This is a genomic window from Pseudomonas marginalis (assembly GCF_900105325.1).
Lineage (GTDB): Bacteria > Pseudomonadota > Gammaproteobacteria > Pseudomonadales > Pseudomonadaceae > Aquipseudomonas > Aquipseudomonas marginalis.
Genome location: NZ_FNSU01000002.1, coordinates 1 through 26808, shown reverse-complemented (window position 1 = coordinate 26808; position 26808 = coordinate 1). Strand labels below are relative to the sequence as shown.

The following is a 26808-nucleotide window of genomic DNA, read 5'->3' as shown; positions in this document are numbered from 1 at the left end:
CACCCAATCACCGCGTACCCGGACAAGGAATGTCAATAAAATGCCGAACAAAACACTGATAAACCTGTCTGCCCTGCCACCTCCGCACCATCGTCAATTCATTGACAAGTTGATTAAGGGAACACTCCTGTAGTCACTACCCCCGCAAATTCCCTTCAAATGGATAGCTGCATTTGAATTGATAGTTGCGTATTACCCAGAGTAGCCGTAGTTGGAAGTGCCCTCTAAAGCAGTTCGCTGCTTTATTGAACAAACATCCAAACAATAGCTCTGGCGTGCAATGAGGGATGTTTTATGCGAGAGAAGTCGTCCGTCGACAGCCTGTTTTTAACGCGCGCCGGTTTTGTTGAGTTCTTTGTTGTTTTCGTCAAGTTCATACATGGCCTGAGTGCCATTTTGCCCCCGTTGATCCTGGTGATGTTCATCGACCCGATGGACCCTGAACTGCGCGGGCACTTCCTCGGCCTGCTGGTATTTTTCGCGGTCCTGACGATCATTCTGTTCCAGGCCCTGGGCATCTATTCCGAAGAACTGTTCAGCAACCGACTGCGCCTGAAAACCAAGGTGAAAGCATGGTCGGCGGCGTTTTGCATCCTGTTGTTCATGTACCAGATCCTGCAGTTTTTCCCGCAATTGACCCCGCGTAACCTGGTGGCCTGGTACTTCGCCAGCCTCGGGTTGTTCTGCCTTGAGCGCCTGCTGATGCTGCGCCTGTACCGCAGCCTGATGCGCAAGGGCAAATACCTGCAACGTACGGTGATCCTGGGCTTTACCGACACCGCCATGCACGTCGCCGACCACCTGCAACGCAACGGTGATATCCGCTCCGGCCTGATCGGCTTTATCGACGATCGCACCGAGCGGATCCCCAAGGAATTGAGCAACCTGCCCCTGCTGGGCAACACCCGTGAGCTGGAAAAACTCATCCGCGCCGAGCAGGTCAACCAAGTGATGATCTGCCTGCCATGGGCCGCCGAGCAGCGCATCCATGGGTTGGTCAACCGCCTGCGGCAGATGTCGGTGAACGTGATGCTGGTGCCCGACATGGCCGCGCTGCGCTACGGCCATAGCCGCATCACCGACGTGGGCGGGATCCTGATGTTCAACACCTCGCAATTGCCGTTGCGTGGCTGGTCGCCGGTGATCAAGCGCCTGGAGGACGTGCTGCTGGCCAGCCTGGCCCTGGTGGCGCTGTCCCCTGTGATGGTGGCGACGGCGATTGCGATCAAGCTCGACTCCAAAGGGCCGATCCTGTTTCGCCAGAACCGCTTTGGCTACAACGACAACGAAATCCGCGTGTTCAAGTTCCGCTCGATGTACACCGACCAGAGCGACTTCACCGCCGAACGCCAGACCACCCGCGCAGACCCGCGCATTACCCGGGTGGGGCGCATCATCCGCAAGACCAGCATCGACGAGCTGCCGCAGTTGTTCAACGTGCTGCTGGGCAACATGTCCATGGTCGGCCCGCGCCCCCATGCCACGGCGACCAAGGCCGCCGGCATACCCTTCGAAGTGGCGGTGAGCGAGTACAGCTCGCGCCACCGCGTGAAACCGGGGATCACCGGCTGGGCGCAGATCAACGGTTACCGGGGTGAGACCGACACCCTGTTCAAGATCCAGAAACGTGTCGAGTACGACCTGGAGTACATCTCCAAGTGGTCGGTGTGGTTTGACCTGTACATCGTTTTCATGACGGTCCCGGCCGTCCTTTCCACCAAGGAAGTCTATTGATGAAGACCCTCAACGGATTAATTCCCTGCATCGTTTCCGGTGGTTCGGGCACTCGACTGTGGCCGGTGTCGCGGCAGAACATGCCCAAGCCCTTCATGCGCATGCGCGATGGTCAGAGCCTGCTGCAAAAAACCTTCCTGCGCGCGGCCAAACTGCCCGGCGTGGAAAGCGTGCTCACGGTGACCAACCGCGACCTGTTGTTTCGTACCCTCGATGACTACCGCGGAGTGAACAACGCCCGCCTGCCCCTGGACCTACTGCTGGAACCGTTCGGGCGCAACACGGCGGCGGCCATCGCCGTGGCGGCCCTGCATGTGCAGGAGCATTTCGGCGGCGACGCACAGTTGCTCGTGATGCCCGCCGACCACCTGATCCTCAATGAAGTGGCGTTCGCCGAGGCCGTGACCCAGGCCCGCGACCTGGCCGAAGCCGGCTACCTGGTGACGTTCGGCATCCAGCCCGACCACGCGGAAACCGGTTTTGGCTATATCGAGCAAGGCGAGGCGCTGAGCCAGGGCTACCGGGTCAAACGCTTCGTCGAGAAACCCGACCTGGCCACCGCCCAGGCCTATCTGGACGGCGGCAAGCACCTGTGGAACGCCGGCATGTTCTGCTTCAAGGCCAGCACCCTGGTGGATGAGCTCGCCACCCATGCACCTGACGTGCTGGAGGCCGCACGCGCCGCGCTGGAGCACAGCCAGAGCCTGCAGAACATAACCTCGCGTCAACGTGAACTGGATGCGGATGCGTTCGGCAGTGCGCCGGATATTTCCATCGACGTGGCCTTGATGGAAAAGTCCCGGCAAGTGGCCGTGGTGCCCTGTGACATTGGCTGGAGCGACATCGGGTCCTGGGAAGCGCTGCGCCAGCTCACCCCCAGCGATGCCCATGGCAACCAGGTCAATGGCGAAGCGATTTTGCATGACGTGCACAACTGCTACATCGACTCGCCCAAGCGCGTGTTGGGCGCCGTTGGGGTGCACGACCTGATCATCGTCGACACCCCCGACGCGCTGCTGATCGCCGACGCCCACCGCAGCCAGGATGTGCGCTACATCGTCGCCGAGCTCAAGCGCCAGAATCATCCGGCGTACAGCCTGCACCGCACGGTGACCCGGCCGTGGGGCACCTACACCGTGCTGGAGGAAAGCAGTCGCTTCAAGATCAAGCGCATCGTGGTCAAGCCCCTGGCCTCGCTGTCGTTGCAGATGCACCACCACCGCAGCGAACACTGGGTGGTGGTCAGCGGCGCGGCACAGATCACCAATGGCGACCGCGAATTCCTGATCAACGCCAACGAGTCCACCTACATTCCCGCCGGGCACAAACACCGGCTGACCAACCCCGGCATCATCGACCTGGTGATGATCGAAGTGCAGAGCGGCGAGTACCTGGGCGAAGACGACATCGTGCGCTTCGACGACATCTACGGCCGCGCGCCTGCCGAGGCGAAAAAATGACATGCGCACTTCATTGATCATCCCCACCCGTAACGCCTCCAACCACCTGGCACGCCTGCTGCCCGCGCTGAAGATGCAAACCCTGCAACCTGACGAGATGCTGGTGGTGGACAGCGCCTCCAGCGATGACACCGTGGCGCGCTTTCGAGCGTTCGGCGCGCGGGTCGAGGTGATCGACGCCCGTGACTTCAACCACGGCGGCACCCGCCGCTGGGCCAGCGAACAGGTGGGTGGCGACGCACTGATCGTGATGACCCAGGACGCCATCCCCGCCACCCCCGAGACCTTTGCCAACCTGCTCGATGAATTGCAGCAGGACCCGCTCAACGGCGTCGCCTACGGGCGGCAATTGCCCCATCCCGATGCGGGCGTGCTGGGCGCGCAATCGCGGCACTTCAACTACCCGGAACACAGTCGCAGCAAAAGCCTGGCCGATGCACCGGAGCTTGGGATCAAGACCTGCTTCAGCTCCGACTCGTTTTCGGTATACCGGCGCAGTGTGTTGCAGGCCGTCGGTGGCTTCCCTGCCGACGTGATCGGCAGCGAAGACGCCTTTGTGGCCGCACGCATGCTGCTCGACGGCTACAAGGTGCGCTACGCCGCCACCGCGCTGGTGCATCACTCCCACGATTACAAACTCATGGACGAGTTTCACCGCTACTTCGACATTGGCGTGTTCTACGGCCGCGAGCCGTGGATCAAGCAGGCCTTTGGCGACGCGGGTGGCGAGGGCAAACGCTATGTGCTGGCCGAACTCGCGGCGCTGCGCAAAGCCGGCGCCTTGCACCGCGTGCCCGAGGTGCTGGTACGCAGCGTGTTCAAACTGCTCGGTTACCGCCTGGGCCATCTTGAACGCCGCCTGCCGCTCGCCCTCAAGCGGCGCATCAGCATGTTTCCCGGTTATTGGAGGTGAGCAGCATGACCCACAGGAAGTCCCCCTTGATGAAGCGAAGCGTGCTCGCCCTGGCCATGCTGACCCTGGCCGCCTGCAACACCCCGGCGCGTATCGAGCCACCGGACAGCAAGACCGTCGAGGACGGCAAGCGCGCCCTCGACCAACTGGCCCAGCTGCCACCGGCGGTGGAACGCATCCGTATCGGCGACCAGTTGCGCATCGTCCGCGATGCCGGCGAGATGCCGACGCTGTCGGCGTTCAACGTCAGCACCATCTACGAGCTGACGCTGTACACGGTGCAGACCGACGGCAAGATCAACTACCCGTTCCTGGGGCCGATCCAGGTTGCCGGGCGCCAGCCATCGGAGCTGGCCACCCAGTTGACCCACGAGCTCGCGGCGACCTACCGCGAACCCCGGGTGACGGTGAACATCAACCAGGCGCCGAGCAACTCGGTGATCGTCGGCGGTGCGGTGAATAACCCCACGGCGGTGCAGATCGCCACGGCCAACACCCTGGAGCAGGCGATTGTCGGCGCCGGCGGGGTCAGCCCGGCGGGCAACGCGAGCATGGTCGCGCTGCTGCGCGAAGATGCCCAGGGCGCCTATCGTGCTTACTTCCTGGACTTCAGCCAGCTCCTCAAGACCGGCGCCAACGGACGCAAGCCGGTGCGCCTGCAACGCGGCGATGTGGTGTTCGTGCCCAAGTCCAACGTCGGCGAGCGCATCCAGGGCGTGGACACCTACATGAACCAACTGATCCCGTTCACCAAGTCCATCGGGGTCGGCTACAACTACACGCGAACCAGCGGCGGCAGCAATTAAAGGAGCGACATCCCATGATCGAGATCCGTTCTTTTCGTGATCTGCTACGCCTGTTCTTCATCTTCCGCCACGAGTTCAAACTGGCCGCCATTGCGGCGCTGGTGATCATTCTGCTGGGGGCTTTCCTGCTGCCGGCCAAGTACGAATCCACGGCGCGCCTGCTGGTCAAGCCGGGGCGTGATTCGACCTTGCCCATCGAGATCAGCAATCGCCAGGCGCTGGTGATGCCCAGCACCCAGCGCGACCCGATTGTCGACGAAGAGCGCCTGCTCACCGGGCGCCCGATTGTGCGAGCGGTGGCCGAGCACTACCTGGAAGTGATCAGTAACGCACCGCCACCGGAAGGCTTCTGGAAGCGCACCAAGTACTACGTCAAGAGTGGCATAGGCGCGGTGTTCGATGGCATCCGCGTGGTACTGGAAACTGTCGGCGTGGTGGAAAAAACCACGCCGGTGGAACGCCTGGCGGCGGGCCTGGAAAAGAACTTCGAGGTAAGCCACGCGGCCGGTTCCACGGTGATGGACATCACTTTTACCTGGGGCGACCCGGAGATAGCCCAGGCGGTGGTCAAGGATTGGGTCGAGACCTATGTCAACGAACGCACCCAGGCCCTCGGGCGCAAGAGCCTGTACGTCTTCTATGAAGGCCAGGTCGCCACCAGCGCCACCGAGATCCAGAGCTACAAGCAACAGATCCTCACGCACCTGAACCAGATCGGCGCGGCGAGCATCACCGATCGCCTGGAAGACTTGTCCGAGCGCATCAACGTACTGCGGGGCGAAACGTTCAACACCACGCGCCTGATCGCCTCCTCCGACAGCGCCATCCAGAGCACCCGCACCCAGCTCAAGAGCCAGCCCAAGGAAGTCACCACGGTGCGCCAGATCGCACTGAACCCCCAGCAGCAGGACCTGCGCCGCCTGCTGAACCAGAAGCTGCTGGAAAAGGCCGACATGATGCGCACCTACACGGACAACGCGCCGCCGGTCAAAGCCCTGGATGCATCGATCCGCGCAATGCAGGCCCATGTCGCGAGTGAAAGCAACACCGTGCAAAGCTCGGAAAACCGCGCGCCCAATACCCTGGAAATCCACTTGCAGCGAGTACTGCTGGATGAGTCGAGCAACAACCTCGCGCTGCGTACCCAACTGACACAACAACAGAAACAACTGGCCAACCTCGAAGCCCAGCGCAAGCAAGCCCTGGAGATCGAACCGGAACTGACACGCCTCGCCCGGGAGCTGGGCGCCGCCGAACGCAACTACGCGTTGTATGTGGACAACCTGGAAAAATCACGCATTGACCGCGAACTGGATAACAGCCAGATCAGCAACATCGCGGTGATCGAAGAGGCCACCCTGAACCCCGGCCGTATCTTCCCCAAAACCCTGGTGATGCTGGTGCTGGCGGTCCCATTCGCCCTCGTCGTCGGCCTGCTGGTGATCTACCTGTGCTACCTGCTCGACCAGCGCATCCACGATGGCGGCCTGGCGGAACGCAAGTTCGGCCTGCCGCTGTGGACCACCTTGCCCGAGCTGGACACCAGCACCGCCCAAAGCACCAACGCATTCAATGCGAGCATCTACCGGCTGTACGGGTTGCTGCAGTTGGAGCGCATCGCCGAGCAGGGCCTGACCCTGGGGCTGACCTCGGCACGGCACGGCGAAGGGGTGACCTTTGTGGTGGAACAACTGCGTCAGTTGCTGCAGGAAAACAGTATCAACGTGCGTGTGGGCGGCGCCGAACCGGCGGCGCCAGGTGAAGTGGTGCTGCTGGACGCCTCGGCGCTGCTGGATAACCGCGATGCGTTTATCAACCTGCGTCGGGCAGACCTGATCGGGCTGGTGGTGGAAGCGCAGAAGAGCACGGTGCCGGTGGTGGAGCACGCGCTGTCGATCCTCAACACCGCGTTCGGCAAGGTCGACGGCATCATCATCAACCGGCGCAAATTCGAAGTGCCGGCCAAGGTGCTGAAAACCATCGCCAAGTACCGGGGGGCGTTCTGATGCGCGTCGCCCTGCTCGCCCCGTTGCCACCGGAAAAAAATGGCATCGCCGACTACGCGAACCATTTCCGCACGGCACTGGAACAACTGGAGGTGACGGTGCTGACGCCGTTGGCCGGGGTGGCGGGCAACAGCGAGGCAATCAAACAGGCCATCGGTGGGTTCGACTGGCACAGCGTGGACCTGGTCCACGCCGAGCTGGGCGGTGGACGGCTGGGGGAGTTCCTGGCCCTGCGCGAATTGCGCAAGGCCTACCCGGCACTGCCCTTGACCGCCACGGTGCATGATCCGGAACGCATCGTCTGGCGGCGTGAGCGGTTGCCATTCCCGTTGAACCTGCTGGAGCGCTTGCCCAGCCCGATGCCACAGGCGGCAGTGGTGCTGGCGGATCCGCTGACCTTGCGTGAAGAGCGCCAGGTCGCCGCCGGGTTGACCCGTTTGATCACCCTCACCCGCCTGGGCGCCGAGTGCCTGGGCCAACGCATGCAACTGCCGACGGGGAAAGCCGCGGTGATCAACCATGCAAACCTGGCGATTCCATCGGCGCCGTTGCCGCCCCTGGATACGCTGCGCCTGCTGTACTTCGGGTTTATATACCGGGGTAAAGGCATCGAAGACCTGTTAGAGGCCCTGGCCGGCGTGTTCAAGCAGGCCCCCGAATTGCGTGAGCGTGTGCGCCTGACCCTGGCCGGTGGCACCGCCGCCGAAATGGCGTTTGGCGCAGGCGGCAACTACCTGGAGCAGTTGAACCGCCAGATCGCTGAACTCGGCCTGGCGGATGCCATCGACTGGCGGCTGAACCTGCCGGCTGAAGAGATTGCCCAGACCATCCAGGCCCACCATGTGATGGTGCTGCCCTATCGCGAATCGAAAAAACTCGGCCTGCTCGGGCGCCAGCGCGGTACCAGTGGCGCGCTGTCCTGGGCTGCCGCCTGCGGGCGTGGGGCGATCACGTCTGACGCTCGCGCGTTTGCCGAGGAAGTCGCCAGCGGCAATGGCGCTATCTACCCCGAAGGCGATGTGGATGCCCTCAGCGAGCAACTGCTGCGCCTGGCACGCACGCCGCTGCTGGCCCGGGACTGGGCCGAACGCGCCGGCGAAATCGGCCGCGAACGCTTGTGGCCGTTGACCGCGCAGAAGTTCAAGGCGCTGTTTGAGCAAACCATCGAGGGCAGCCGCCATGGCGCGTAAACGCACCTACGTCGCCACCCTGGTCGTGGTCGCCGCCCTGGGCCTGACCGCGTTTTTGTGGGGGCGCCAGGCCGATGCCGAGAGCCATGTGCTCAAGGGCAACAAAACCGTGGTGTGGAAAGATTTCCTCGGGGTGAACGCGCAGTTCCTGTGGTTCGCCCCTGAGCGCTATCAGAAGCAGATCGACCGTCTCAAGGCGCTGGGCCTGGAGTGGGTACGCCTGGATTTGCATTGGGACCAGCTGGAGCCGGTCGAAGGGCAGTACCAGATTGCGACGCTGGATCAGTTGGTGGGCAAACTGCAGGACAACCAGCTCAAGTCTGTGTTCTACCTGGTCGGGTCGGCGCCGTTCGCCACCACTGCGCCGGTGGGTGCGCCGTATCAGGACCAGTACCCGCCGAAAGACCCGAACGTGTTCGCCAACCGCATGGCGCTGTTGGCACAGCGCTACCCCAGTGTCGACGCCTGGCAGGTGTGGAACGAACCGAACCTGCTAGGCTTCTGGCGCCCGGCAGCCGACCCGGCCGGCTACGCCGCACTGCTGACCACCACCGCCGCCGCGTTGCGCGCAATGAGCCCGAGCAAACCGGTGGTGGCCGCCGGCATGGCATTCTTCAGCGAAATGCCCAACGGCCAGAGCATGTTCGATGCCCTCGGCGCCCTGGGCGTGGCCAGCCTCAATACCGTCGTCTCGTACCACCCTTATACCCAATTGCCCGAAGGCAACGACCCGGCCAACCTGGACTTTATCGCCAGGACCACCGCGCTCAACCAGGCCCTGCGCAACGGCGGCGTGCAGACCCTGTGGAGCACCGAGTGGGGCTGGTCGACCTACACAGGTCCCAAAGACGCCCAGGACATCATCACCCCACAGGCCCAGGCCGATTACGTGGTGCGCCGCCTGGCGCTGATGAGTGCGCTGGATTACGACCGGATCTTCCTGTTTACCCTCAGTGATCTGGACCAGCGCGCCAGTGTGCGTGATCAGTCTTACGGTTTGCTCGACATCGACGCCAACCCCAAGCCGGTCTACACCGCGCTGAAAAATTTCCTCGACGTCAGCGGTCCGACGCTCACCCCCGGCGACCCGCCCAGCGCCGATCAGTTGCCCGACGGCCTGTTCAGCATCGGCTGGACCCGCGCCGACGGGCGCAAGCTATGGTTCTTCTGGGCGGCCGGGGGCGGCAACGCACACCTGCCCAACCTGGCCAGCGCCACCCTGTATGACCCGCTGCGCGGTACGCAAACCCCGGTAAGCGGCACCCACGGGCTGACCGTCATGGTCAAGCCGAACCTGCAAATTCTGTTATGGGAGTGAGGCCCGCCATGCGCATTTTATGGATCCTGCCCTACTCGCCCTGGCCCGCCACCAGCGGCGGCAAGACGCGCCAGTTCCACCTGCTGCGCAGCCTGGCCGCGCGCGGGCATCGGATCACCTTGCTGCTGCATGACAAGCACCCGGTATCCCTCGCCGACCGCCAGGTGCTGGAGGCGTTTGTCGAACAGTTGATCATCCTGCCGCGCCGCCCGTTGCGCAGCCTCAAGACCCTGGTGGCGGGGCTGTTTGCACCCTACCCGCTGCTGGCCAGCGTGAATGGGCTGGCGGGCGAGTTGCAGGACACCTTCAACTGGTTGCTGGGTGAGCAGTGGGACGTGGTGCAGATCGAGCACAGCTACAGTTTCCAGCCTTACGAAGATGCGCTGGCGCGTAAATCACAGCCCTTTGTGCTGACCGAACACAATGTGGAGTCGGCCCTGGGCGCGGCCACCTACGACCGTTTGCCGCGTTGGTCGCTGCCGTTCATTCGCTACGATCAATGGCGCTATGCCCGCTGGGAACGCCGGGTGATGCGCCAGGCCGCGCAGGTGGTGGCGGTCACTCAAAACGATGCGCACGTCCTGGAAAAAATCGCCGGCAAACCCGTACCGGTGGTGGTCAATGGCGTGGACTGCGATCACTTCGCCGCCGCCCATCCCGACCCGTCGACACGCCGCGTGCTGTTCCTCGGCAACTATGAATACGCGCCGAACGTGGACGCCATCGAATGGGCCCTGGATGAAATCCTGCCCAAAGTCTGGGCGCGCTGTGCGGATGCGCGCATGAGCGTGTGCGGCTTCGGCATGCCCGGCAACTGGCGCGAGCGTTGGAAAGACCCGCGTATCGAGTGGCAAGGCTTCGTGCCCAACCTGCTCGACCTGCAATCGAGCTGTTCGGTGTTCCTGGCGCCGTTGCGCCACGGCGGCGGCTCCAAGCTCAAGGTGCTCGAAGCCCTGGCCGCCGGCCTGCCGCTGGCCAGCACCGAACAAGGCGTGTCGGGGTTGGACCTGGTGGAAGGCCTGGACTACCTCGGTGGGCAAAGTCCCGCCGACCTGGCCGATGCCGTGGTGCGCCTGCTGCAATGCCCTGAAGCCGCCGCCCCGATGGGTGAGGCCGGCCGCGCCTACGTACGCCGCGCCCATGACTGGAGCGTCGCCGCCAGCCAACTGGAGCAGGTGTACGCCACCCTCGTGCCGCTGAGCCAGAGGGAGCCCGTATGCGTATAGGCCTGGATTACCGCACCGTCGGCACCTCGCCGCAATCGGGCATCAGCCGCCAGGTGTACGCACTGGAAAGCGCCCTGCACACCTTGCCGGGCATCGAGCTTGAACGGTTTACCGTGGCACCACTGGTCGATGAAACGCGCCTGCAGGCCCACTGCCCGGCGTGGGGCTGTGCCAAGACCGCCATGCACCAGCCGCAGAATCGTCTGCGCTTTGAGGCCGGTTTTCTGCCCCGCGCCTTGCGCGAGGAGCGTATCGACCTGTACATCAGCACCTTCAACATGGGCCTGCCCTTGCCGCCCAAACCGAAAGGCTTGCGCACCGTGGTACTGCTGCATGACCTGTTCCAGATCACCCTGGACAACTACCATGCCAACCGCTTGAAGGCGCTGATCTACAAGACCAGCGATCGCCTGTCGATTGCCTACGCGGTGCACAGCGCCGACCGCGTGTGGACGCCGTCGCAATACAGCGCCGATGAAACCGCACGGCTGTTTCCCAAGGCGGTGGGCAAGATTCGTGTGCTGCCCAATCAGGTCGATGGCTTTGCCGGGCTGGTGGCGGACCTGAGCCGGCATCAATTGCCCGAGCGCTACTGGCTGCTGGTGGGCACCCGTGAGTTGCGCAAGAACGTGCCGTTTTTGGTGGACGCCTGGCAGCAGGCGCGGCGCCAATCCCCTTCGGTGCCGGAGTTGGTGCTGGTGGGCAGTTTGGAACACTTGCCCGAAGCCCAGCGCACATTGCCGGGGATTCGTGCGCTGAGCGGCGTGTCGGACGCCGAGTTGCAGGCGCTTTACCGCCAGGCGTCACGCCTGTGGCAGCCGTCCTATGCCGAAGGCTTTGGCCTGCCGGTGATCGAGGCCCTGAGCGTCGGTACGCCGGTGGCGGTGGCGAGCGGCACTTCGCTGGATGAAATCACCCCGCCGTCGGCCCCGCGCTTTTCGCCCATCGATGGCCCGGCGCTGGTGCAATTGATGCTCAGCCTGGGCGCGCGGCCGGATGAAGACTGCGCCGAGCAACGGCGCCTGTGGGCGCAACGTTTCAACCATCATGCCTATCGCCAGCGCCTGGCCGAACTGATCGAGGAACTTCAGTGAGAGTGAACCTGGTAAGCCTCGTCGCGATCCTCTTCGGCCTGCTGTTTGGCGCTCTCGCCCTGTTGCTGTCGCCGGCCAAGGCGTTTCTCGCCGTAGTCGGCCTGGCCGGGGCGGTGACCATCCTGCGCTTTCCGTTCTGGGGCCTGTTGCTGTTTGCCCTGATCGCCACGTTCATGCCGTACTCGACCCTCAACCTGGGGATCCGCAGCACCGTCAGCGAAGCGATCCTGGCCCTGACCTGGGGCGCGGTGCTGTGGCACAACTTCCTGGCCCGCCTGCCCGATACGCCCAGCCTGACCCGCCGCCCCACCGACCAGATGCTGCTGTGGCTGATGCTGTTCAGCGTGTTCCCGTTCATCGTCGGCCAAGTCACCGTCCACGCCGACAGCAGCGGCGTGGCCAACTGGCTGCGCTGGTTGCTGAGCCTGTCGGCAGTGTTTCTCTGCGCCAGGTTGCTGGTGGACCGCAAGCAGCGTGAATCCTTGGTCATCGCCCTGTTGCTGGGCAGCCTGGCGATGCTGGTGCTGTCGATTGCGGTGTTCGTGCGCACGCGCTCCGGGGCGGGCATTGCGCCGATTCTGGCGTTGTTCAACTACGGCAACTTCGACATGTTGAAATTCGGCCTGGAGGCCATGTCTTCGCGCATGGGTTCGCCGTGGATGCACCCGAATGCCATCGGCGGAATCATGGCATTGCTGCTGCCCCTGGCCTTCTGCTTCGGCGTGACCGAACAGGGCTGGAAACGTGCGCTGGGCCTGGGCGTCGCCTGCCTGGGCGCGGCCGCGTTGCTGTTGGCCAGCAGCCGCGGCGCGATGGTCAGCCTGGCGTTGGTGCTGGTGTGGATGGCTACGCGCCGCGTGCCCTACACCGGGCGCCTGCTGATGATCGGCGCGGCGCTGACCGTGGCACTGGTAATGGCCTACCCACCGTTACAGGAACGCCTGGCGACGATTTTCTCGTCGGACAACGCCAGTACCGAAGTGCGGTTCGACGAGTACCGCATGTTCCCGCAGGCGGTGGTGTCCTATCCGTTCGGGATCGGCTTCAAGGTTGACCCGCCGGTACCGGGTACCCACCTGCTGGGGATCTCCAACCTGTGGCTGAACTTCATCTACAAGACCGGCATCGTCGGCATGCTGTTCTTTGTGGCGGTGACCGTGCGCTGGTGGCGTGAGGCGCGTCCGCAAAAAGGCCCGATCCGCCTGACCAAGGACAATGCCCTGTGGCTGGGCACCACCGGCGGGATTCTGTCGGCGCTGGTCAGCGGCCTGTTCGACCACTACTTCAGTTTTGCGGTGGTGATGGTGGCGTTGTTCTGGCTGATGGTGGGCATCAATGTACTGGAGGCGCGGCGGTTGTTTCCGGCGCGGCTGCCGCAAGTGAAGACCGTGGCCTACCGCAAACACCTGCGTGATGGGGCACGGCCCTGATGCTCGGCTCTGCCGCCTGGCTGACATTGGCGACCCTGGTGGGCCTGTGCCTGGGATTTGCCCGTGAATGGCTGCTGGTGGCGGCCTGGGGCGCCGGAGAGCGCAGCGATGCCTTCCTGATCGCGCTGTTTTTGCCGGAAGCGCTGCGCATGTCGTTGGCCGGCGGTGTGCTGAGCGCCGCCGCGCTGCCGTTGTACCTGCAACGCAAGCATGGCGAACGCCTGGAGTGGCTGGCGGTGCTGTTCCCGGCGTTGCTGCTGATCGCGCTGGTCATCAGCCTGCTGCTGACGCTGTTGGCACCGTGGCTGGTGCAAATGCTCGGCCCGGGGTTGGCCGACACCGCCACAGTCTTGGCCAGCAGCAACCTGCAGATCGTCGCCTGGTGTGTGCCGGGCTTGATGTTGCATGGGCTGTTCAGCATTCCCTTGCAGGCCAGCGAACGTTTTGTCCTCGCGGGGCTGGGCTCGTTGCTGTTCAACCTGCCGCCGGTGACGTACCTCGCCCTCGCGGGCACTACCAGCCAACCGCACGCGCTGGCCCTGGCCTGCCTGGCCGGCAGCCTGTTGATGCCGCTGGCGCTGTTGCCGTCGGTGTGGCGCCAAGGCTGGCGGCCATGGCGCTGGCAACTGAGCGTCGCACCCTTGCGGGAGCTGGGCCAGCGCATCGGACCGCTGTTGCTGAGCAATGGCGCCAGCCAGGGGTTGGCGCTGATCGAGCGGCTGGTGGCATCGCTGCTGGGCGAAGGCGCGGTGACCTGGGTCAACCTGGCGCGCAAGCTGATGAACCTGCCGCTGATTGCGCTGATGAGTCTCAACCAGGTACTGCTGGGCATGATGAGCCGCCGTCAGGGCGATGAGCGCCTGGCCCTGCTCAAGCGCGGCCTGGAAACCGCCAGCGTACTGACCCTGCCTGCCGGTGTCGGCCTGGTGGCGGCAGCCCCGAGCCTGGTGGCGCTGCTGCTGCCCAGGCAATCGGCGGATTCGCCGTTGCCGCTGCTGCTGGCCTGGTTTGCCGTGCCGTTGGTGTTCGGCGCCTGGAACGCCTTGCTCGCGCGCTATGCCTACGCCGCCGGCGATACGCGCCAGCCGCTGCGCTGCGAGTTGCTCGGCAGCCTGGTCAACGTGTTGTTGCTGGGAGCGCTGCCCTGGGTGTTCGGCCTGGCCGGCATCCCCTTGGCCGCACTGGCCGGCGTGCTCTGCACCGCACTGTTGCTGATGCAGCGCCAGGCCTTGCTCGACGCCCTGCCCTGGGCCCGGCACTGGCTGCTCAGTGCACTGCTGATGGGGCTGGCGGCGCTGATGCTGTTTGGTATTGAGGGCGTGTGGCTGCAACTGGGGCTGAGCACCCTGGCGGGCGCCGTGGTGCTGCTCGGCATGGGGCTGTGGCTCAAGCCGTGGCGCAAGGCATGACGCTTATTGTAGGAGCTGGCTTGCCAGCGAAAATCGTCAAGGATAACGCGGGCATTCTGGATGCACGTGGTGCCCTTGCGTTCTTCGCTGGCAAGCCAGCTCCTACAGGGGCGGTGGAGTTTATAGATCGGGAGCACTCAGGTGAAAAATCGCTGGATTCAAATGGATATCGCCAAGGGCATCGGCATCCTGGTGATCGTGTACGCCCACAGTTGGTTTGTCGCCACGTCGCCGGACTTGATGTACCCGATCCTGGCGTCGTTCGTACTGCCGTTGTTCTTCTTTCTGTCGGGGGTGTTTTTCAAACCTGAACAGCCGTTTGTCGAGATGGCGGTGCGTAAGGCCGACGGCCTGCTCAAGCCGTTTTTCTTCACCATGCTGGTGTATGTGATCGTGCGCGATGTGCTGCGCGGCCAACCGCTGCTGCCGGATATCGGCGGCGTGCTGTACGCCTCGGTGGACACCATCCCCTGGCAGGCGCTGTGGTTTTTGCCGCACTTCTGGGTGGCGATCCTCTTCAGTTGGGCGGTACTGCGGCTGATTCAGCGCCTGCCGCTGGCGGTGAGCTGTGCAGTGATGCTGGTGCCGCTGCTGATCGGCATCTGGATGCTGCCGTGGTTCTGGCAACTGCCGGTGACTCTCGGCGGGCAAACCTGGGTGCTGCCCGGCTTGCCCTTCAGCCTGGATATCACCCTGATCAGCAGCGCGTGTTTCGTCTACGGCTACCTGCTGCGTGACTGGCTGCGTACCCATGCGGGGTCAATGCTGACCCTGCTGGTGTCGGTGGCGCTGTTCGCGGCGGTGTTCCTCTACCGGGGCGATACCATGGACCTGGCGCAGCGTCGCTACGACCACTGGCTGTGGACCAGCCTGCTGGCGGTGATTGGGGTGTACCTGTGCTGGGCGTTGGCGCGGGTGCTGATGGCGTCGGCCCTGATCACCCGGGTCATGACCTACATCGGCCAGTCGACCCTGATCCTGCTGATCTTCCATGGGGAGATCCAGCACAAGACATTCGATTTGATGGAGCGTCTGGGGCTGCACGCGTTTGTCGCGGCCTGCATCGGTTTTGTGGTGGCGGTAGTGGTGCCGTTGTTGATCGGGGAAGTGATCAAGCGGGTGGCATTCCTGCGGTTTTTCTACTTTCCATTTCCGCTGCGCAAGGCTGCCAGATAACGGTAGGAGCGAGCGTGCTCCTACCGGGTATCGGGTTCAGTCATCCAGTTGTTGCGCGGCGGGCTTGCCGGCGTGTTTCGCCGGCTTGGCGCCCTTGGCCGGAGCCGGTGCAACGGGCTCGGGTTCCGGGGCGGCGGCGGTTTCTTTCTCGGCCATCGGCATCTGGTCGATGGCGCTGAAAAACTCTTTCAAATCGAGGGTATCCGGTGGCACGGTCTTCTCGACTTTCTTCTCGCCATCCTTGCCCACCAGGATCACTTTGGTGCCGCTGCCGGCACCCAGTTTGAGGGCGCGGATCAGCGCATTGGTCTCGGGCGGCGTGAGCTTCTTGTTGTCCTTGGGGTCCTTGGCGAACTTCTCCCCTTCGGCACCGATGCTGCCAAACTTCACGGTGTAGAACACCATGCTGCGCTCTTCAAAGGACTGCTTGGTGGCAGGCTCGTCCAGTTGTTTCTTGAGGGTCGCCAGTGTGTCGTTGCCGGAATCAAGCTCCACCACCACCAGTGGCCGGGCTTTGCCCAGGTCCTGCTTGAGCGGGTTGATATCATCAGCAGCCAACAGCGGCCCCGTAAAAGCCATCAAGGTAGCCAGGGTCAGCGACCGGATGAGCATGCGCACCTCCTTTGAATTCCATGCAGGGTTCTTGAGTTTCATGTCTGCGACAGTCAAATTCAAGGATGATTCCTACACCGCGTTCAGAAAGCGTAGGTCAGGACGCCCGCTCCGCAAGGGCTTGGCGGCGACATGCGGCATTGTTTCCTTTGATTGCACAAACATTACGAGACCTTCCAGCCCGGCCAATGGCGGGCAAAGACAGGCGCAACGATCGGGTCGGCATCCACCTGCGCCAGGGTCTGGGCAAAGCCTGGCGCCAGGGCAGTCAAGGCCTCACGCGCCTCATCCCAGCGCGACACCGCCGCCGCCATGATGCCCAGCGCATTCGGTTCGCCGTTGGACGCGAACAGTTGGCCGGCAAACTGTTCGGCAAACACCACCCAGGCCTGATGCAGATAGCGACGCGTGCCCGCGACCAATTGCGCCTGCACCGCTTCATCGGCATTGCCCACCCAGCGTTGCGGGTAGTCAATGATGCCAATCGCCGAATAGCAATTGGCCGCGATGTACACCAGGCCGCGGATGATCTGGTCACGGTCGCCGCCCAGCAGATGCGCATCGGGAAACGCCAGGCCCAGGTGGATCAGGATCGCGGCACTTTCCGTCAGCACCTGTCCATCGGGGATAACCAGGGTGGGCACCTGTTTGAGCGGGTTGATACGGGCAAGCTCATCACTGCCCTCGCCGTCGGCCCAGGAGGCGGCGTCCACCCGTCGCCATGGTACCGCGCACCGTTGCAGGGCGATTTCAATCATGCAGGAGCCGGATTCGTCGATGCCATAGAGTGTGTACATAGCCTTTCCTCCATTGGATGAATCAAGAATTTTAGAACAAGCCCATTTGCCCGCCGACCAGGGTGCTGAAATCGTCACTCACGAACGGCAGGATGGCATCTGCGACCGGTTGCAATTGCCGGGTGACGTAGTGGTCGTAATCAATCGGCGCCTGGCGTACTTCCAGCGGTTCGGGGCCGTTGACGCTGATCACATAGCGGATCCAGCCGCCGCGCTGGTACTGGCGCGGGCGCCCCAGGCGGTCGTTGTATTCATCGGCCAGGCGCGCCGCGCGTACATGGGGCGGCACGTTGCGCTCGTAGTCATCCAGTTGACGGCGCAGACGTTTGCGGTAGATCAGCAGTTCATCGAACTCGCCGCTCAAGGTGCGGCGCACGTAGTCGCGTATGTAGTCCTGATGGGGCTGGCGGTGGAAGATGCGCTGGTAGAGTTCCTGCTGGAACCGGCGGGCCAGGGGCGACCAGTCGCTGCGTACGGTCTCCAGGCCTTTGTAGATCATCTCTTCGCTGCCGTCGGCACGTACCACCAGGCCGGCGTAGCGCTTCTTGCTGCCCTCCTCCGCGCCGCGAATGGTCGGCATCAGGAAGCGGCTGAAGTGGGTTTCGTATTGCAGCTCCAGGGCACTTTGCAGGCCGAACGCGCTGTGCAGGTGCTCACGCCACCAGGTGTTGACGTGCTTGACCAGCGCTTGGCCGATACGGCTGGCGTCGTCCTGGGAATGCGCGCTGCCGAGCCACACGAAGGTGGAGTCGGTGTCGCCGTAGATCACCTCATACCCCTGGGCTTCAACCAGTTCGCGGGTCTGGCGCATGATCTGGTGGCCGCGCATCGTGATCGACGAAGCCAGTCGTGTATCGAAAAAGCGGCAACCGCTGGAACCGAGTACGCCGTAGAACGCATTCATGATGATTTTCAGCGCCTGGGACAGCGGCGCGTTGTGCTCACGCTTGGCCTCTTCGCGACCTTCGGAGACACGCGCAACGATGGCCGGCAGGCAGTGCCGGGTGCGAGAAAAGCGTGCACCGCGAAAGCCTTCGACGGAGTCGCTGTCGTCGGGGTGCTTGAGGCCTTCGATCAGGCCCACCGGGTCGATCAGGAAGCTGCGGATGATCGACGGGTAAAGGCTTTTGTAATCGAGCACCAGCACCGATTCGTAGAGGCCAGGACGCGAATCCATGACAAACCCGCCGGGGCTGGCCTGGGGTGGTTTGTCGCCCAGGTTCGGCGCGACGAAGCCCTGGCGGTGCATCAGCGGCATGTACAGGTGGGTAAACGCCGCCACCGAGCCGCCGTTGCGGTCGGCCGGCAACCCGGTGACGCTGGCGCGTTCGAGCAGGAACTTGAGCAGTTCGGTCTTCTCGAAAATCCGCGTGACCAGCTCGCAGTCCTTGAGGTTGTAACGCGCCAGGGCGGGCTTGTCCTCGGCGAACATGCGGTTGATTTCGTCCATGCGTTGATACGGTGTGGAGATGTCCTTGCCCTCGCCGAGCAGGGTTTGCGCGACGTTTTCCAGGCTGAAGGATTCGAAGCTCCAGGTGGCCGAACGCAGGGCCTCGATACCGTCGATGATCAGACGCCCCGCCGCTGCGGCGAAGTAATGGTTGCGGCTGCCGTGTTCGCGCCAGGCCATGGGCTCATCGCCGCGACCGAGCATCAACGGTACGTTGAGGCGCTGGGCATGTTCGTGGAGTACGCGCAGGTCGAACTGCACCACATTCCAGCCGATGATTGCATCGGGGTCATGGGTGGCGAGCCATTGGTTGAGGCATTCGAGCAGTTGGGCGCGGGTGTCGCAGTAGTCGAGCTTGAAATCCACCGCGTCAGTCTTGTTCGGCGGGCCGAGCATGTACACCTGGCGTTCGCCGCAGCCTTCGAGGGCGATGGAATAGAGGTCGCCCTGGGCGGTGGTCTCGATGTCCAGGGACACCAGCTTGAGCGGCGGGCGGTAGTCGGGCGCGGGCTTCATCTGCGCATCGCACAGGGCACCACTGGCATCCGGTGTCCCACCGAACCAGACCGGAGCGGTGATGAAACGCTCCATCATGTAGCGTTCCGGCGGGCGCACATCGGCTTCGTAGACATCGACACCGGCGGCGCGCAGGCGTTTTTCCATGTCCATCAACTGGCGATGCTGGCGCGTGTAGAGGCCCAGGACCGGGCGGTGATGGAAATCGCAGAGTTGCAGCGGGCGCAATTCGATATCGCGTTCGCCTTTGAGCAACCAATCCAGCGGCTTGCGATGGGCCTCGGGAATGAACATCACCGAGGTCTGCACGGGTAGGCGGATAAACCGTGGCCCCTGGTCTGTGGCCAGCCAGAAACTGACCTCCGTGCCCGCCGGGGTATCGCGCCAATGCCGGGTCAGGACAAAACCCTGCTGTAAATCCACCGTACCGCACCTCAGGAATAGCTTTCAGGCGTTGATTCTACGCGGCATCTGCGCAAACGCGGCAGGTAAACGCGCACGCAAGCGGTGGACTTCTAAAGGCGGCGAAAGCGGGCACCGCAATGGTGCCATTTCTCCAGCTCACGCCCGACGTGTTTTGCTCAAATAGTTTTCGATATTGCCCATCTGCTCGTCCCAGCCACGGGAATTCATCTTGAAGGCTTTTTGCCGACGAGCCTCCGGCACCGCGTCGAAACCGGATTCAACCACCCGCAGCAAAATGCCCGGCGCCCGATCCTCAATGGTGAATTCAACCAGTGTCGGGGTTTCCTTGTCGTAGTCGACGCCCTTTTCTACCGCGAAGGGGTGCCACCAGAAAGAGAACAACGTTTGCGGCAGGATGCGTTCGATTTTGGCTTTCCAGATCACGTGTTCGTAACCTGGGTAGGTAATCGGCGCCTCTATGGTTTCCCCTGCCACAAAGGCTTTGCCCTTGAGGGCGATGCCAAACCAATCGCCGAATTGCTCGGCATTGGTGAGCGCTTCCCAGACCTGTTTACGTGAAGCGTTCAGCAGAACTTTTCGCTCAATGCGATCTAATACGTGCATAAGTCACCTCCTCCATTGACAGTAGGCGACACCAAATAATGCGCAACCTCAGGTTGTAAGCAATCATGATGACCCCGTCCTTGAACCGGCAATACGTTTATGACTGACCCATTGAATGGAAGTTGCTTCTGCAAAGGTGTCCGCTATCAGGTGGACCAGTTGGACATGCCTATCAGCCACTGCCACTGCGCAAGCTGCCGCAAAATACATGCGGCACCGTTTGTCGCCACCGCAGGAGTAATGCGCGAACATTTTCGCTGGACGCTGGGGGAGGAACTGTTGGCGTCCTTTGAATCTTCGCCGGGCAAGCTCAGGCATTTCTGCTCGCGCTGTGGCTCACATCTGATAGCAGAACGTGGGCATCAGCCCCATGTGATCGTGCGGGTGGCGACGCTGGACGATGATCCGGGCGTCAGGCCCACCTCGCACATCTGGATGGCCCATGATGTGCCCTGGCTTGACCATGAAGGCATAGAGCAATGGGACGAGTGGAAGGCATGATTTAGACGTGGGGGTCACCTGGCGCTTTTGCCGGCGTCGCATATTGCGGCTTCAGGTGACCGTCCTGGTCGAGTAGCCAGGCATCCATGATTTGCCGCACCACCGGACCCGCGACGCGACCACCGGCCTCACCGTTTTCGATCATCACCGAAATCACGATCTTCGGATGTTCGGCCGGAGCGAAGCCAACGAACAACGCGTTGTCGCGATGGCGCTCCAGGGTTTTTTCGCGGTTGTAACGCTCACCTTGCTTGATCGCAACCACTTGCGCAGTACCGCTCTTGCCGGCAATGCGGTATTGCGCCCCTTGTGCGGCGGCCCGGGCGATACCTCGCGGGTCATGCATCACCAACTGCATACCGTGATTGACCTGCTCCCAATCACGCGGATCCTTGAGGACGACGTTGGGCATTGGATTCTGGTCCACCGGCGGCTCACCATTGATCGTCTTGGCCAGGTGCGGGCGATTCCACACACCCTTGTTGGCGATCAACGCCGTGGCCTGGGCCAATTGCAGCGGAGTGACTTGCATATACCCCTGGCCAATGCCGAGGATCACGGTTTCGCCCGGGAACCAGGGTTGGCGCCGCGTGGCGCGCTTCCAAGCCTGGGATGGCATCAAGCCAGCGGACTCTTCGAACATGTCCAGGGAGACTTTCTGGCCCAGGCCAAACTCCGCCAGGTAGTCGTGCAGACGGTCGATGCCGAGTTTGTGAGCAAGGTCGTAAAAGTAAGTGTCGTTGGAACGCATGATGGCAGCGTCCATGTCTACCCAGCCGTCGCCGCTGTGGTTCCAATTGCGGTATTTGTGGTCAAAGTCGGGGAGCTGGTAGTAACCGGGGTCGAATACACGGGTCTGTGGGGTGACGACACCGCTGTCGAGGCCAGCGATGGCCACTTCCGGCTTGATGGTCGAGCCCGGCGCATAGAGCCCCCGGAGGACACGGTTGAAGAGCGGCCGGTCAATGGAGTCGTGCAGGGCGGCATATTCCTTGAAACTGATGCCGGTGACGAACAGGTTCGGATCAAAACTCGGCTTACTGACCATGGCCAGTACTTCGCCGGTTTGCGGATCGAGGGCAACCACTGAGCCACGGCGATCACCCAGGGCTTCTTCCGCAGCTTCCTGGAGCTTCACGTCGAGGCTCAGGACGATATTTTTGCCAGGAATCGGGTCGGTGTGCTTGAGCACACGGAGTACGCGGCCTTGGGCATTGGTCTCGACCTCTTCGTAGCCGACATGACCATGCAGTTCGGATTCGTAGAAACGCTCGATACCGGTTTTGCCGATGGACTGCGTGCCACGGTACTCCACCGAGTCGAGGGCTTTGGATTCTTTCTCATTGATCCGCCCCACATAGCCGATGGAGTGGGCAAAATGCGCACCCAGCGGGTAGTGACGGACGAATTGCGGCTCTACATCTACTCCTGGCAGGCGGAACTCATTCACCGCCAGCAATGCGACTTGCTCTTCGGTCAACTCGTAAAACAACGTCACGGGGACGAAGGGGTGCCGTGCCTGCTTCAGGGCCTTGTCGAACAACGCACGGTCTTCGACAGGCAGGTGCAGCAAGTTGACGATGGCGTCGAGTTCGCCCTTGAGGTCAGTGGTGCGCTCGCGGGTGATGGTCAGGTTGTAGCTGGGTCGGTTATCGGCCAGCACCACGCCATTACGGTCATAGATAAGGCCGCGCGTCGGAGTGATGGGCAGCACGTGGACGCGGTTGTTTTCAGAAATCGTGGAGTGGTAGTCGAACTGTACGACTTGAAGGAAATACATACGCCCCACCAGGGCACACGTAATGCCTATCACCAACAACGCACAAGCGAGCAGGCGCTTGTTGACCAGGCGGTTTTCTTTTTCGTGATCTTTAATCGGTATCGGTTCAGGCATTTCTACAGCATCTCGTTGAAGAAGGTCGACGCCGCATCCTGCGATGAAAGATCAGTCCTTGGGAAATGTGCTGCACCATACCAAAAATGCAGAAACACTTTGCATTGAATTCCCCAACGGCACTCTGAAGTGAGTTCCCTCTCGACGGGTACGGTGATACGGCAGCTGCCCTTGAAGATACTCAACAGCTCATCCGCCTAGGCGTACCCACTTTTCGAGCGCCCAAAACAAAACCCCACCTGCTTTCGCAAATGGGGTTTCGGAATTTAATCTTGACGATGACCTACTCTCACATGGGGAAACCCCACACTACCATCGGCGATGCATCGTTTCACTGCTGAGTTCGGGATGGGATCAGGTGGTTCCAATGCTCTATGGTCGTCAAGAAATTCGGGTACTGAGTCGTGGCCGGCTGGCCTCGCTTCAGCAAATTGGGTATGTGACAGCTGTCGGTGTTTTGTAAGATCTCGAACTTTCGGTTCATTGCGTCTTCACACACCGCAATCTGGCCTTTCGACGCAAATTGCTTGGGTGTTATATGGTCAAGCCTCACGGGCAATTAGTATTGGTTAGCTCAACGCCTCACAGCGCTTACACACCCAACCTATCAACGTCGTAGTCTTCGACGGCCCTTCAGGGGACTCAAGGTCCCAGTGAGATCTCATCTTGAGGCTAGTTTCCCGCTTAGATGCTTTCAGCGGTTATCTATTCCGAACATAGCTACCCGGCAATGCCACTGGCGTGACAACCGGAACACCAGAGGTTCGTCCACTCCGGTCCTCTCGTACTAGGAGCAGCCCCTCTCAAATCTCAAACGTCCACGGCAGATAGGGACCGAACTGTCTCACGACGTTCTAAACCCAGCTCGCGTACCACTTTAAATGGCGAACAGCCATACCCTTGGGACCGGCTTCAGCCCCAGGATGTGATGAGCCGACATCGAGGTGCCAAACACCGCCGTCGATATGAACTCTTGGGCGGTATCAGCCTGTTATCCCCGGAGTACCTTTTATCCGTTGAGCGATGGCCCTTCCATACAGAACCACCGGATCACTAAGACCTACTTTCGTACCTGCTCGACGTGTCTGTCTCGCAGTCAAGCGCGCTTTTGCCTTTATACTCTACGACCGATTTCCGACCGGTCTGAGCGCACCTTCGTACTCCTCCGTTACTCTTTAGGAGGAGACCGCCCCAGTCAAACTACCCACCATACACTGTCCTCGATCCGGATAACGGACCTGAGTTAGAACCTCAAAGTTGCCAGGGTGGTATTTCAAGGTTGGCTCCACGCAGACTGGCGTCCACGCTTCAAAGCCTCCCACCTATCCTACACAAGCAAATTCAAAGTCCAGTGCAAAGCTATAGTAAAGGTTCACGGGGTCTTTCCGTCTAGCCGCGGATACACTGCATCTTCACAGCGATTTCAATTTCACTGAGTCTCGGGTGGAGACAGCGCCGCCATCGTTACGCCATTCGTGCAGGTCGGAACTTACCCGACAAGGAATTTCGCTACCTTAGGACCGTTATAGTTACGGCCGCCGTTTACCGGGGCTTCGATCAAGAGCTTCGCGTTAGCTAACCCCATCAATTAACCTTCCGGCACCGGGCAGGCGTCACACCCTATACGTCCACTTTCGTGTTTGCAGAGTGCTGTGTTTTTAATAAACAGTCGCAGCGGCCTGGTATCTTCGACCGGCATGAGCTTACGGAGCAAGTCCTTCACCCTCACCGGCGCACCTTCTCCCGAAGTTACGGTGCCATTTTGCCTAGTTCCTTCACCCGAGTTCTCTCAAGCGCCTTGGTATTCTCTACCCAACCACCTGTGTCGGTTTGGGGTACGGTTCCTGGTTACCTGAAGCTTAGAAGCTTTTCTTGGAAGCATGGCATCAACCACTTCGTTAACTAAAAGTTAACTCGTCATCAGCTCTCGGCCTTAGAATCCCGGATTTACCTAAGATTCCAGCCTACCACCTTAAACTTGGACAACCAACGCCAAGCTGGCCTAGCCTTCTCCGTCCCTCCATCGCAATAACCAGAAGTACAGGAATATTAACCTGTTTTCCATCGACTACGCTTTTCAGCCTCGCCTTAGGGACCGACTAACCCTGCGTCGATTAACGTTGCGCAGGAAACCTTGGTCTTTCGGCGTGGGTGTTTTTCACACCCATTATCGTTACTCATGTCAGCATTCGCACTTCTGATACCTCCAGCAAGCTTCTCAACTCACCTTCACAGGCTTACAGAACGCTCCTCTACCGCATCACTTACGTGATACCCGTAGCTTCGGTGTATGGTTTGAGCCCCGTTACATCTTCCGCGCAGGCCGACTCGACTAGTGAGCTATTACGCTTTCTTTAAAGGGTGGCTGCTTCTAAGCCAACCTCCTAGCTGTCTAAGCCTTCCCACATCGTTTCCCACTTAACCATAACTTTGGGACCTTAGCTGACGGTCTGGGTTGTTTCCCTTTTCACGACGGACGTTAGCACCCGCCGTGTGTCTCCCATGCTCGGCACTTGTAGGTATTCGGAGTTTGCATCGGTTTGGTAAGTCGGGATGACCCCCTAGCCGAAACAGTGCTCTACCCCCTACAGTGATACATGAGGCGCTACCTAAATAGCTTTCGAGGAGAACCAGCTATCTCCGAGCTTGATTAGCCTTTCACTCCGATCCACAGGTCATCCGCTAACTTTTCAACGGTAGTCGGTTCGGTCCTCCAGTTAGTGTTACCCAACCTTCAACCTGCCCATGGATAGATCGCCCGGTTTCGGGTCTATTCCCAGCGACTAGACGCCCTATTAAGACTCGCTTTCGCTACGCCTCCCCTATTCGGTTAAGCTCGCCACTGAAAATAAGTCGCTGACCCATTATACAAAAGGTACGCAGTCACCCAACAAAGTGGGCTCCCACTGCTTGTACGCATACGGTTTCAGGATCTATTTCACTCCCCTCTCCGGGGTTCTTTTCGCCTTTCCCTCACGGTACTAGTTCACTATCGGTCAGTCAGTAGTATTTAGCCTTGGAGGATGGTCCCCCCATATTCAGACAAAGTTTCTCGTGCTCCGTCCTACTCGATTTCATGACTAAGAGATTTTCGCGTACAGGGCTATCACCCACTATGGCCGCACTTTCCAGAGCGTTCCGCTAATCTCAAAGCCACTTAAGGGCTAGTCCCCGTTCGCTCGCCACTACTAAGGGAATCTCGGTTGATTTCTTTTCCTCAGGGTACTTAGATGTTTCAGTTCCCCTGGTTCGCCTCTTACGCCTATGTATTCAGCGTAAGATAACCATCTTATGATGGCTGGGTTCCCCCATTCAGACATCTCCGGATCAAAGTCTGTTTGCCGACTCCCCGAAGCTTTTCGCAGGCTACCACGTCTTTCATCGCCTCTGACTGCCAAGGCATCCACCGTATGCGCTTCTTCACTTGACCATATAACCCCAAGCAATCTGGTTATACTATGAAGACGACATTCGCCGAAAATTCGATCATACTCAATTAAGAGCCACTCACAAATTTTACCTTAGCCTGAGCCGTTACCAGTGAAAGTAACGTTCAGTCTATCTTTCTATCACATACCCAAATTTTTAAAGAACGATCTAATCAAGACTAGAAATCAACATTCACCATCATACTGATGGAATGCTCATTTCTAAGCTTTCATAACGTAGAAGCAGTAGTGGTGGAGCCAAACGGGATCGAACCGTTGACCTCCTGCGTGCAAGGCAGGCGCTCTCCCAGCTGAGCTATGGCCCCGTATTTCTACAGGCGTTTCCCACACAAAATTGGTGGGTCTGGGCAGATTCGAACTGCCGACCTCACCCTTATCAGGGGTGCGCTCTAACCAACTGAGCTACAGACCCAATTTCGGGCTGCTTCTTTATCGTCTTCTTCAATGAATCAAGCAATTCGTGTGGGAACTTATGAGCAGCTGATGTCGTCGATTAAGGAGGTGATCCAGCCGCAGGTTCCCCTACGGCTACCTTGTTACGACTTCACCCCAGTCATGAATCACACCGTGGTAACCGTCCTCCCGAAGGTTAGACTAGCTACTTCTGGTGCAACCCACTCCCATGGTGTGACGGGCGGTGTGTACAAGGCCGGGAACGTATTCACCGCGACATTCTGATTCGCGATTACTAGCGATTCCGACTTCACGCAGTCGAGTTGCAGACTGCGATCCGGACTACGATCGGTTTTCTGGGATTAGCTCCACCTCGCGGCTTGGCAACCCTCTGTACCGACCATT

18 protein-coding genes, 2 tRNA genes and 3 rRNA genes are annotated in these 26808 nt (G+C 60.9%); 13 read left to right on the top strand and 10 right to left on the bottom strand.

Annotated features, from left to right (window positions below; all coding sequences use genetic code 11):
• Positions 1-294: 294 nt before the first annotated feature.
• The 12 genes from BLW22_RS07660 (at position 295) to BLW22_RS07605 (ending at position 15762) form a co-directional block, all read left to right on the top strand.
• On the top strand, positions 295-1734 hold the full coding sequence (locus tag BLW22_RS07660) for an undecaprenyl-phosphate glucose phosphotransferase (RefSeq protein ID WP_065926905.1): 1440 nt from the start codon (positions 295-297) through the stop codon (positions 1732-1734).
• On the top strand, positions 1734-3194 hold the full coding sequence (locus tag BLW22_RS07655; RefSeq protein ID WP_074845249.1) for a mannose-1-phosphate guanylyltransferase/mannose-6-phosphate isomerase: 1461 nt from the start codon (positions 1734-1736) through the stop codon (positions 3192-3194). Before BLW22_RS07660 ends, BLW22_RS07655 begins: the two co-directional genes overlap by 1 nt.
• A gap of 1 nt (position 3195) precedes the next feature.
• Positions 3196-4107: a glycosyltransferase family 2 protein gene (locus BLW22_RS07650; RefSeq protein WP_074845245.1), complete on the top strand. Its 912-nt coding sequence runs from the start codon at positions 3196-3198 to the stop codon at positions 4105-4107.
• A gap of 29 nt (positions 4108-4136) precedes the next feature.
• Positions 4137-4913, top strand: coding sequence for a polysaccharide biosynthesis/export family protein (locus tag BLW22_RS07645; RefSeq protein WP_065926902.1), 777 nt, complete (start codon positions 4137-4139; stop codon positions 4911-4913).
• A gap of 14 nt (positions 4914-4927) precedes the next feature.
• Entirely contained in the window at positions 4928-6919 is a 1992-nt protein-coding gene (locus tag BLW22_RS07640; protein WP_065947050.1) for a GumC family protein, read from the top strand.
• Complete coding sequence (locus BLW22_RS07635; protein ID WP_074845241.1) at positions 6919-8109, top strand: glycosyltransferase; 1191 nt, start codon at positions 6919-6921, stop codon at positions 8107-8109. Before BLW22_RS07640 ends, BLW22_RS07635 begins: the two co-directional genes overlap by 1 nt.
• Positions 8099-9427, top strand: coding sequence for a GH39 family glycosyl hydrolase (locus BLW22_RS07630; RefSeq protein ID WP_074845238.1), 1329 nt, complete (start codon positions 8099-8101; stop codon positions 9425-9427). Before BLW22_RS07635 ends, BLW22_RS07630 begins: the two co-directional genes overlap by 11 nt.
• 8 nt (positions 9428-9435) lie before the next feature.
• The gene (locus tag BLW22_RS07625) at positions 9436-10653 is read left to right on the top strand and encodes a glycosyltransferase family 4 protein (RefSeq protein ID WP_074845235.1); all 1218 of its coding nucleotides are present in this window, start codon (positions 9436-9438) and stop codon (positions 10651-10653) included.
• On the top strand, positions 10644-11747 hold the full coding sequence (locus BLW22_RS07620) for a glycosyltransferase family 4 protein (protein WP_074845232.1): 1104 nt from the start codon (positions 10644-10646) through the stop codon (positions 11745-11747). The genes BLW22_RS07625 and BLW22_RS07620 overlap by 10 nt, the downstream gene beginning before the upstream one ends.
• Before the next feature lie 2 nt (positions 11748-11749).
• Entirely contained in the window at positions 11750-13177 is a 1428-nt protein-coding gene (locus BLW22_RS07615; RefSeq protein WP_074845229.1) for an O-antigen ligase family protein, read from the top strand.
• Positions 13177-14586: a lipid II flippase MurJ gene (locus tag BLW22_RS07610; RefSeq protein WP_065947046.1), complete on the top strand. Its 1410-nt coding sequence runs from the start codon at positions 13177-13179 to the stop codon at positions 14584-14586. Before BLW22_RS07615 ends, BLW22_RS07610 begins: the two co-directional genes overlap by 1 nt.
• A 141-nt stretch (positions 14587-14727) precedes the next feature.
• Positions 14728-15762, top strand: a complete 1035-nt coding sequence (locus BLW22_RS07605) for an acyltransferase family protein (protein ID WP_074845226.1) — start codon at positions 14728-14730, stop codon at positions 15760-15762.
• A gap of 36 nt (positions 15763-15798) precedes the next feature.
• Here the strand turns inward: BLW22_RS07605 and BLW22_RS07600 are convergent, their stop codons facing one another.
• The 4 genes from BLW22_RS07600 to BLW22_RS07585 all read right to left on the bottom strand — a co-directional run bounded on the left by BLW22_RS07600 (position 15799) and on the right by BLW22_RS07585 (position 20166).
• Positions 15799-16374 (bottom strand): DUF4174 domain-containing protein, encoded by a 576-nt coding sequence (locus tag BLW22_RS07600; RefSeq protein WP_065926894.1) that lies wholly within the window; start codon positions 16372-16374, stop codon positions 15799-15801.
• 164 nt (positions 16375-16538) lie between these two features.
• Positions 16539-17171, bottom strand: a complete 633-nt coding sequence (locus tag BLW22_RS07595; RefSeq protein WP_065926893.1) for a glutathione S-transferase family protein — start codon at positions 17169-17171, stop codon at positions 16539-16541.
• A gap of 31 nt (positions 17172-17202) precedes the next feature.
• Entirely contained in the window at positions 17203-19560 is a 2358-nt protein-coding gene (locus BLW22_RS07590) for a DNA polymerase II (protein ID WP_074845223.1), read from the bottom strand.
• Positions 19561-19698: 138 nt separating this feature from the next.
• Positions 19699-20166: an SRPBCC family protein gene (locus tag BLW22_RS07585; protein WP_065926891.1), complete on the bottom strand. Its 468-nt coding sequence runs from the start codon at positions 20164-20166 to the stop codon at positions 19699-19701.
• Positions 20167-20265: 99 nt separating this feature from the next.
• Between BLW22_RS07585 and BLW22_RS07580 the strand changes: the two genes are divergently transcribed.
• Positions 20266-20667 carry a GFA family protein gene (locus tag BLW22_RS07580; protein ID WP_065926890.1) on the top strand — a complete coding sequence of 134 codons (402 nt, stop codon included), beginning with the start codon at positions 20266-20268 and terminating at the stop codon, positions 20665-20667.
• 1 nt (position 20668) lies between these two features.
• On the opposite strand, the gene mrdA is transcribed toward BLW22_RS07580, so the two are convergent.
• The 6 genes from mrdA to BLW22_RS07550 form a co-directional block, all read right to left on the bottom strand.
• The gene (gene mrdA / locus BLW22_RS07575) at positions 20669-22561 is read right to left on the bottom strand and encodes a penicillin-binding protein 2 (protein WP_065926889.1); all 1893 of its coding nucleotides are present in this window, start codon (positions 22559-22561) and stop codon (positions 20669-20671) included.
• A 270-nt stretch (positions 22562-22831) separates the two neighbouring features.
• Positions 22832-22947 (bottom strand): 5S ribosomal RNA (gene rrf / locus BLW22_RS07570).
• Between the two features lie 152 nt (positions 22948-23099).
• Positions 23100-25991, bottom strand: a 23S ribosomal RNA gene (locus BLW22_RS07565).
• 248 nt (positions 25992-26239) lie between these two features.
• Positions 26240-26315 (bottom strand) — tRNA-Ala (locus tag BLW22_RS07560).
• 30 nt (positions 26316-26345) lie between these two features.
• Positions 26346-26422, bottom strand: a tRNA-Ile gene (locus BLW22_RS07555).
• A gap of 82 nt (positions 26423-26504) precedes the next feature.
• Positions 26505-26808 (bottom strand): 16S ribosomal RNA (locus BLW22_RS07550); the annotation flags it as partial.

Coding starts and splice junctions, on each gene's coding strand:
- mrdA (WP_065926889.1), bottom strand. CDS start 22,561: ATGCCTGAACCGATACCGATTAAAGATCACGAAAAAGAAAACCGCCTG.
- BLW22_RS07625 (WP_074845235.1), top strand. CDS start 9,436: ATGCGCATTTTATGGATCCTGCCCTACTCGCCCTGGCCCGCCACCAGC.
- BLW22_RS07585 (WP_065926891.1), bottom strand. CDS start 20,166: ATGCACGTATTAGATCGCATTGAGCGAAAAGTTCTGCTGAACGCTTCA.
- BLW22_RS07600 (WP_065926894.1), bottom strand. CDS start 16,374: ATGCTCATCCGGTCGCTGACCCTGGCTACCTTGATGGCTTTTACGGGG.
- BLW22_RS07655 (WP_074845249.1), top strand. CDS start 1,734: ATGAAGACCCTCAACGGATTAATTCCCTGCATCGTTTCCGGTGGTTCG.
- BLW22_RS07630 (WP_074845238.1), top strand. CDS start 8,099: ATGGCGCGTAAACGCACCTACGTCGCCACCCTGGTCGTGGTCGCCGCC.
- BLW22_RS07650 (WP_074845245.1), top strand. CDS start 3,196: ATGCGCACTTCATTGATCATCCCCACCCGTAACGCCTCCAACCACCTG.
- BLW22_RS07595 (WP_065926893.1), bottom strand. CDS start 17,171: ATGTACACACTCTATGGCATCGACGAATCCGGCTCCTGCATGATTGAA.
- BLW22_RS07580 (WP_065926890.1), top strand. CDS start 20,266: ATGACTGACCCATTGAATGGAAGTTGCTTCTGCAAAGGTGTCCGCTAT.
- BLW22_RS07635 (WP_074845241.1), top strand. CDS start 6,919: ATGCGCGTCGCCCTGCTCGCCCCGTTGCCACCGGAAAAAAATGGCATC.
- BLW22_RS07660 (WP_065926905.1), top strand. CDS start 295: ATGCGAGAGAAGTCGTCCGTCGACAGCCTGTTTTTAACGCGCGCCGGT.
- BLW22_RS07645 (WP_065926902.1), top strand. CDS start 4,137: ATGAAGCGAAGCGTGCTCGCCCTGGCCATGCTGACCCTGGCCGCCTGC.
- BLW22_RS07610 (WP_065947046.1), top strand. CDS start 13,177: ATGCTCGGCTCTGCCGCCTGGCTGACATTGGCGACCCTGGTGGGCCTG.
- BLW22_RS07620 (WP_074845232.1), top strand. CDS start 10,644: ATGCGTATAGGCCTGGATTACCGCACCGTCGGCACCTCGCCGCAATCG.
- BLW22_RS07640 (WP_065947050.1), top strand. CDS start 4,928: ATGATCGAGATCCGTTCTTTTCGTGATCTGCTACGCCTGTTCTTCATC.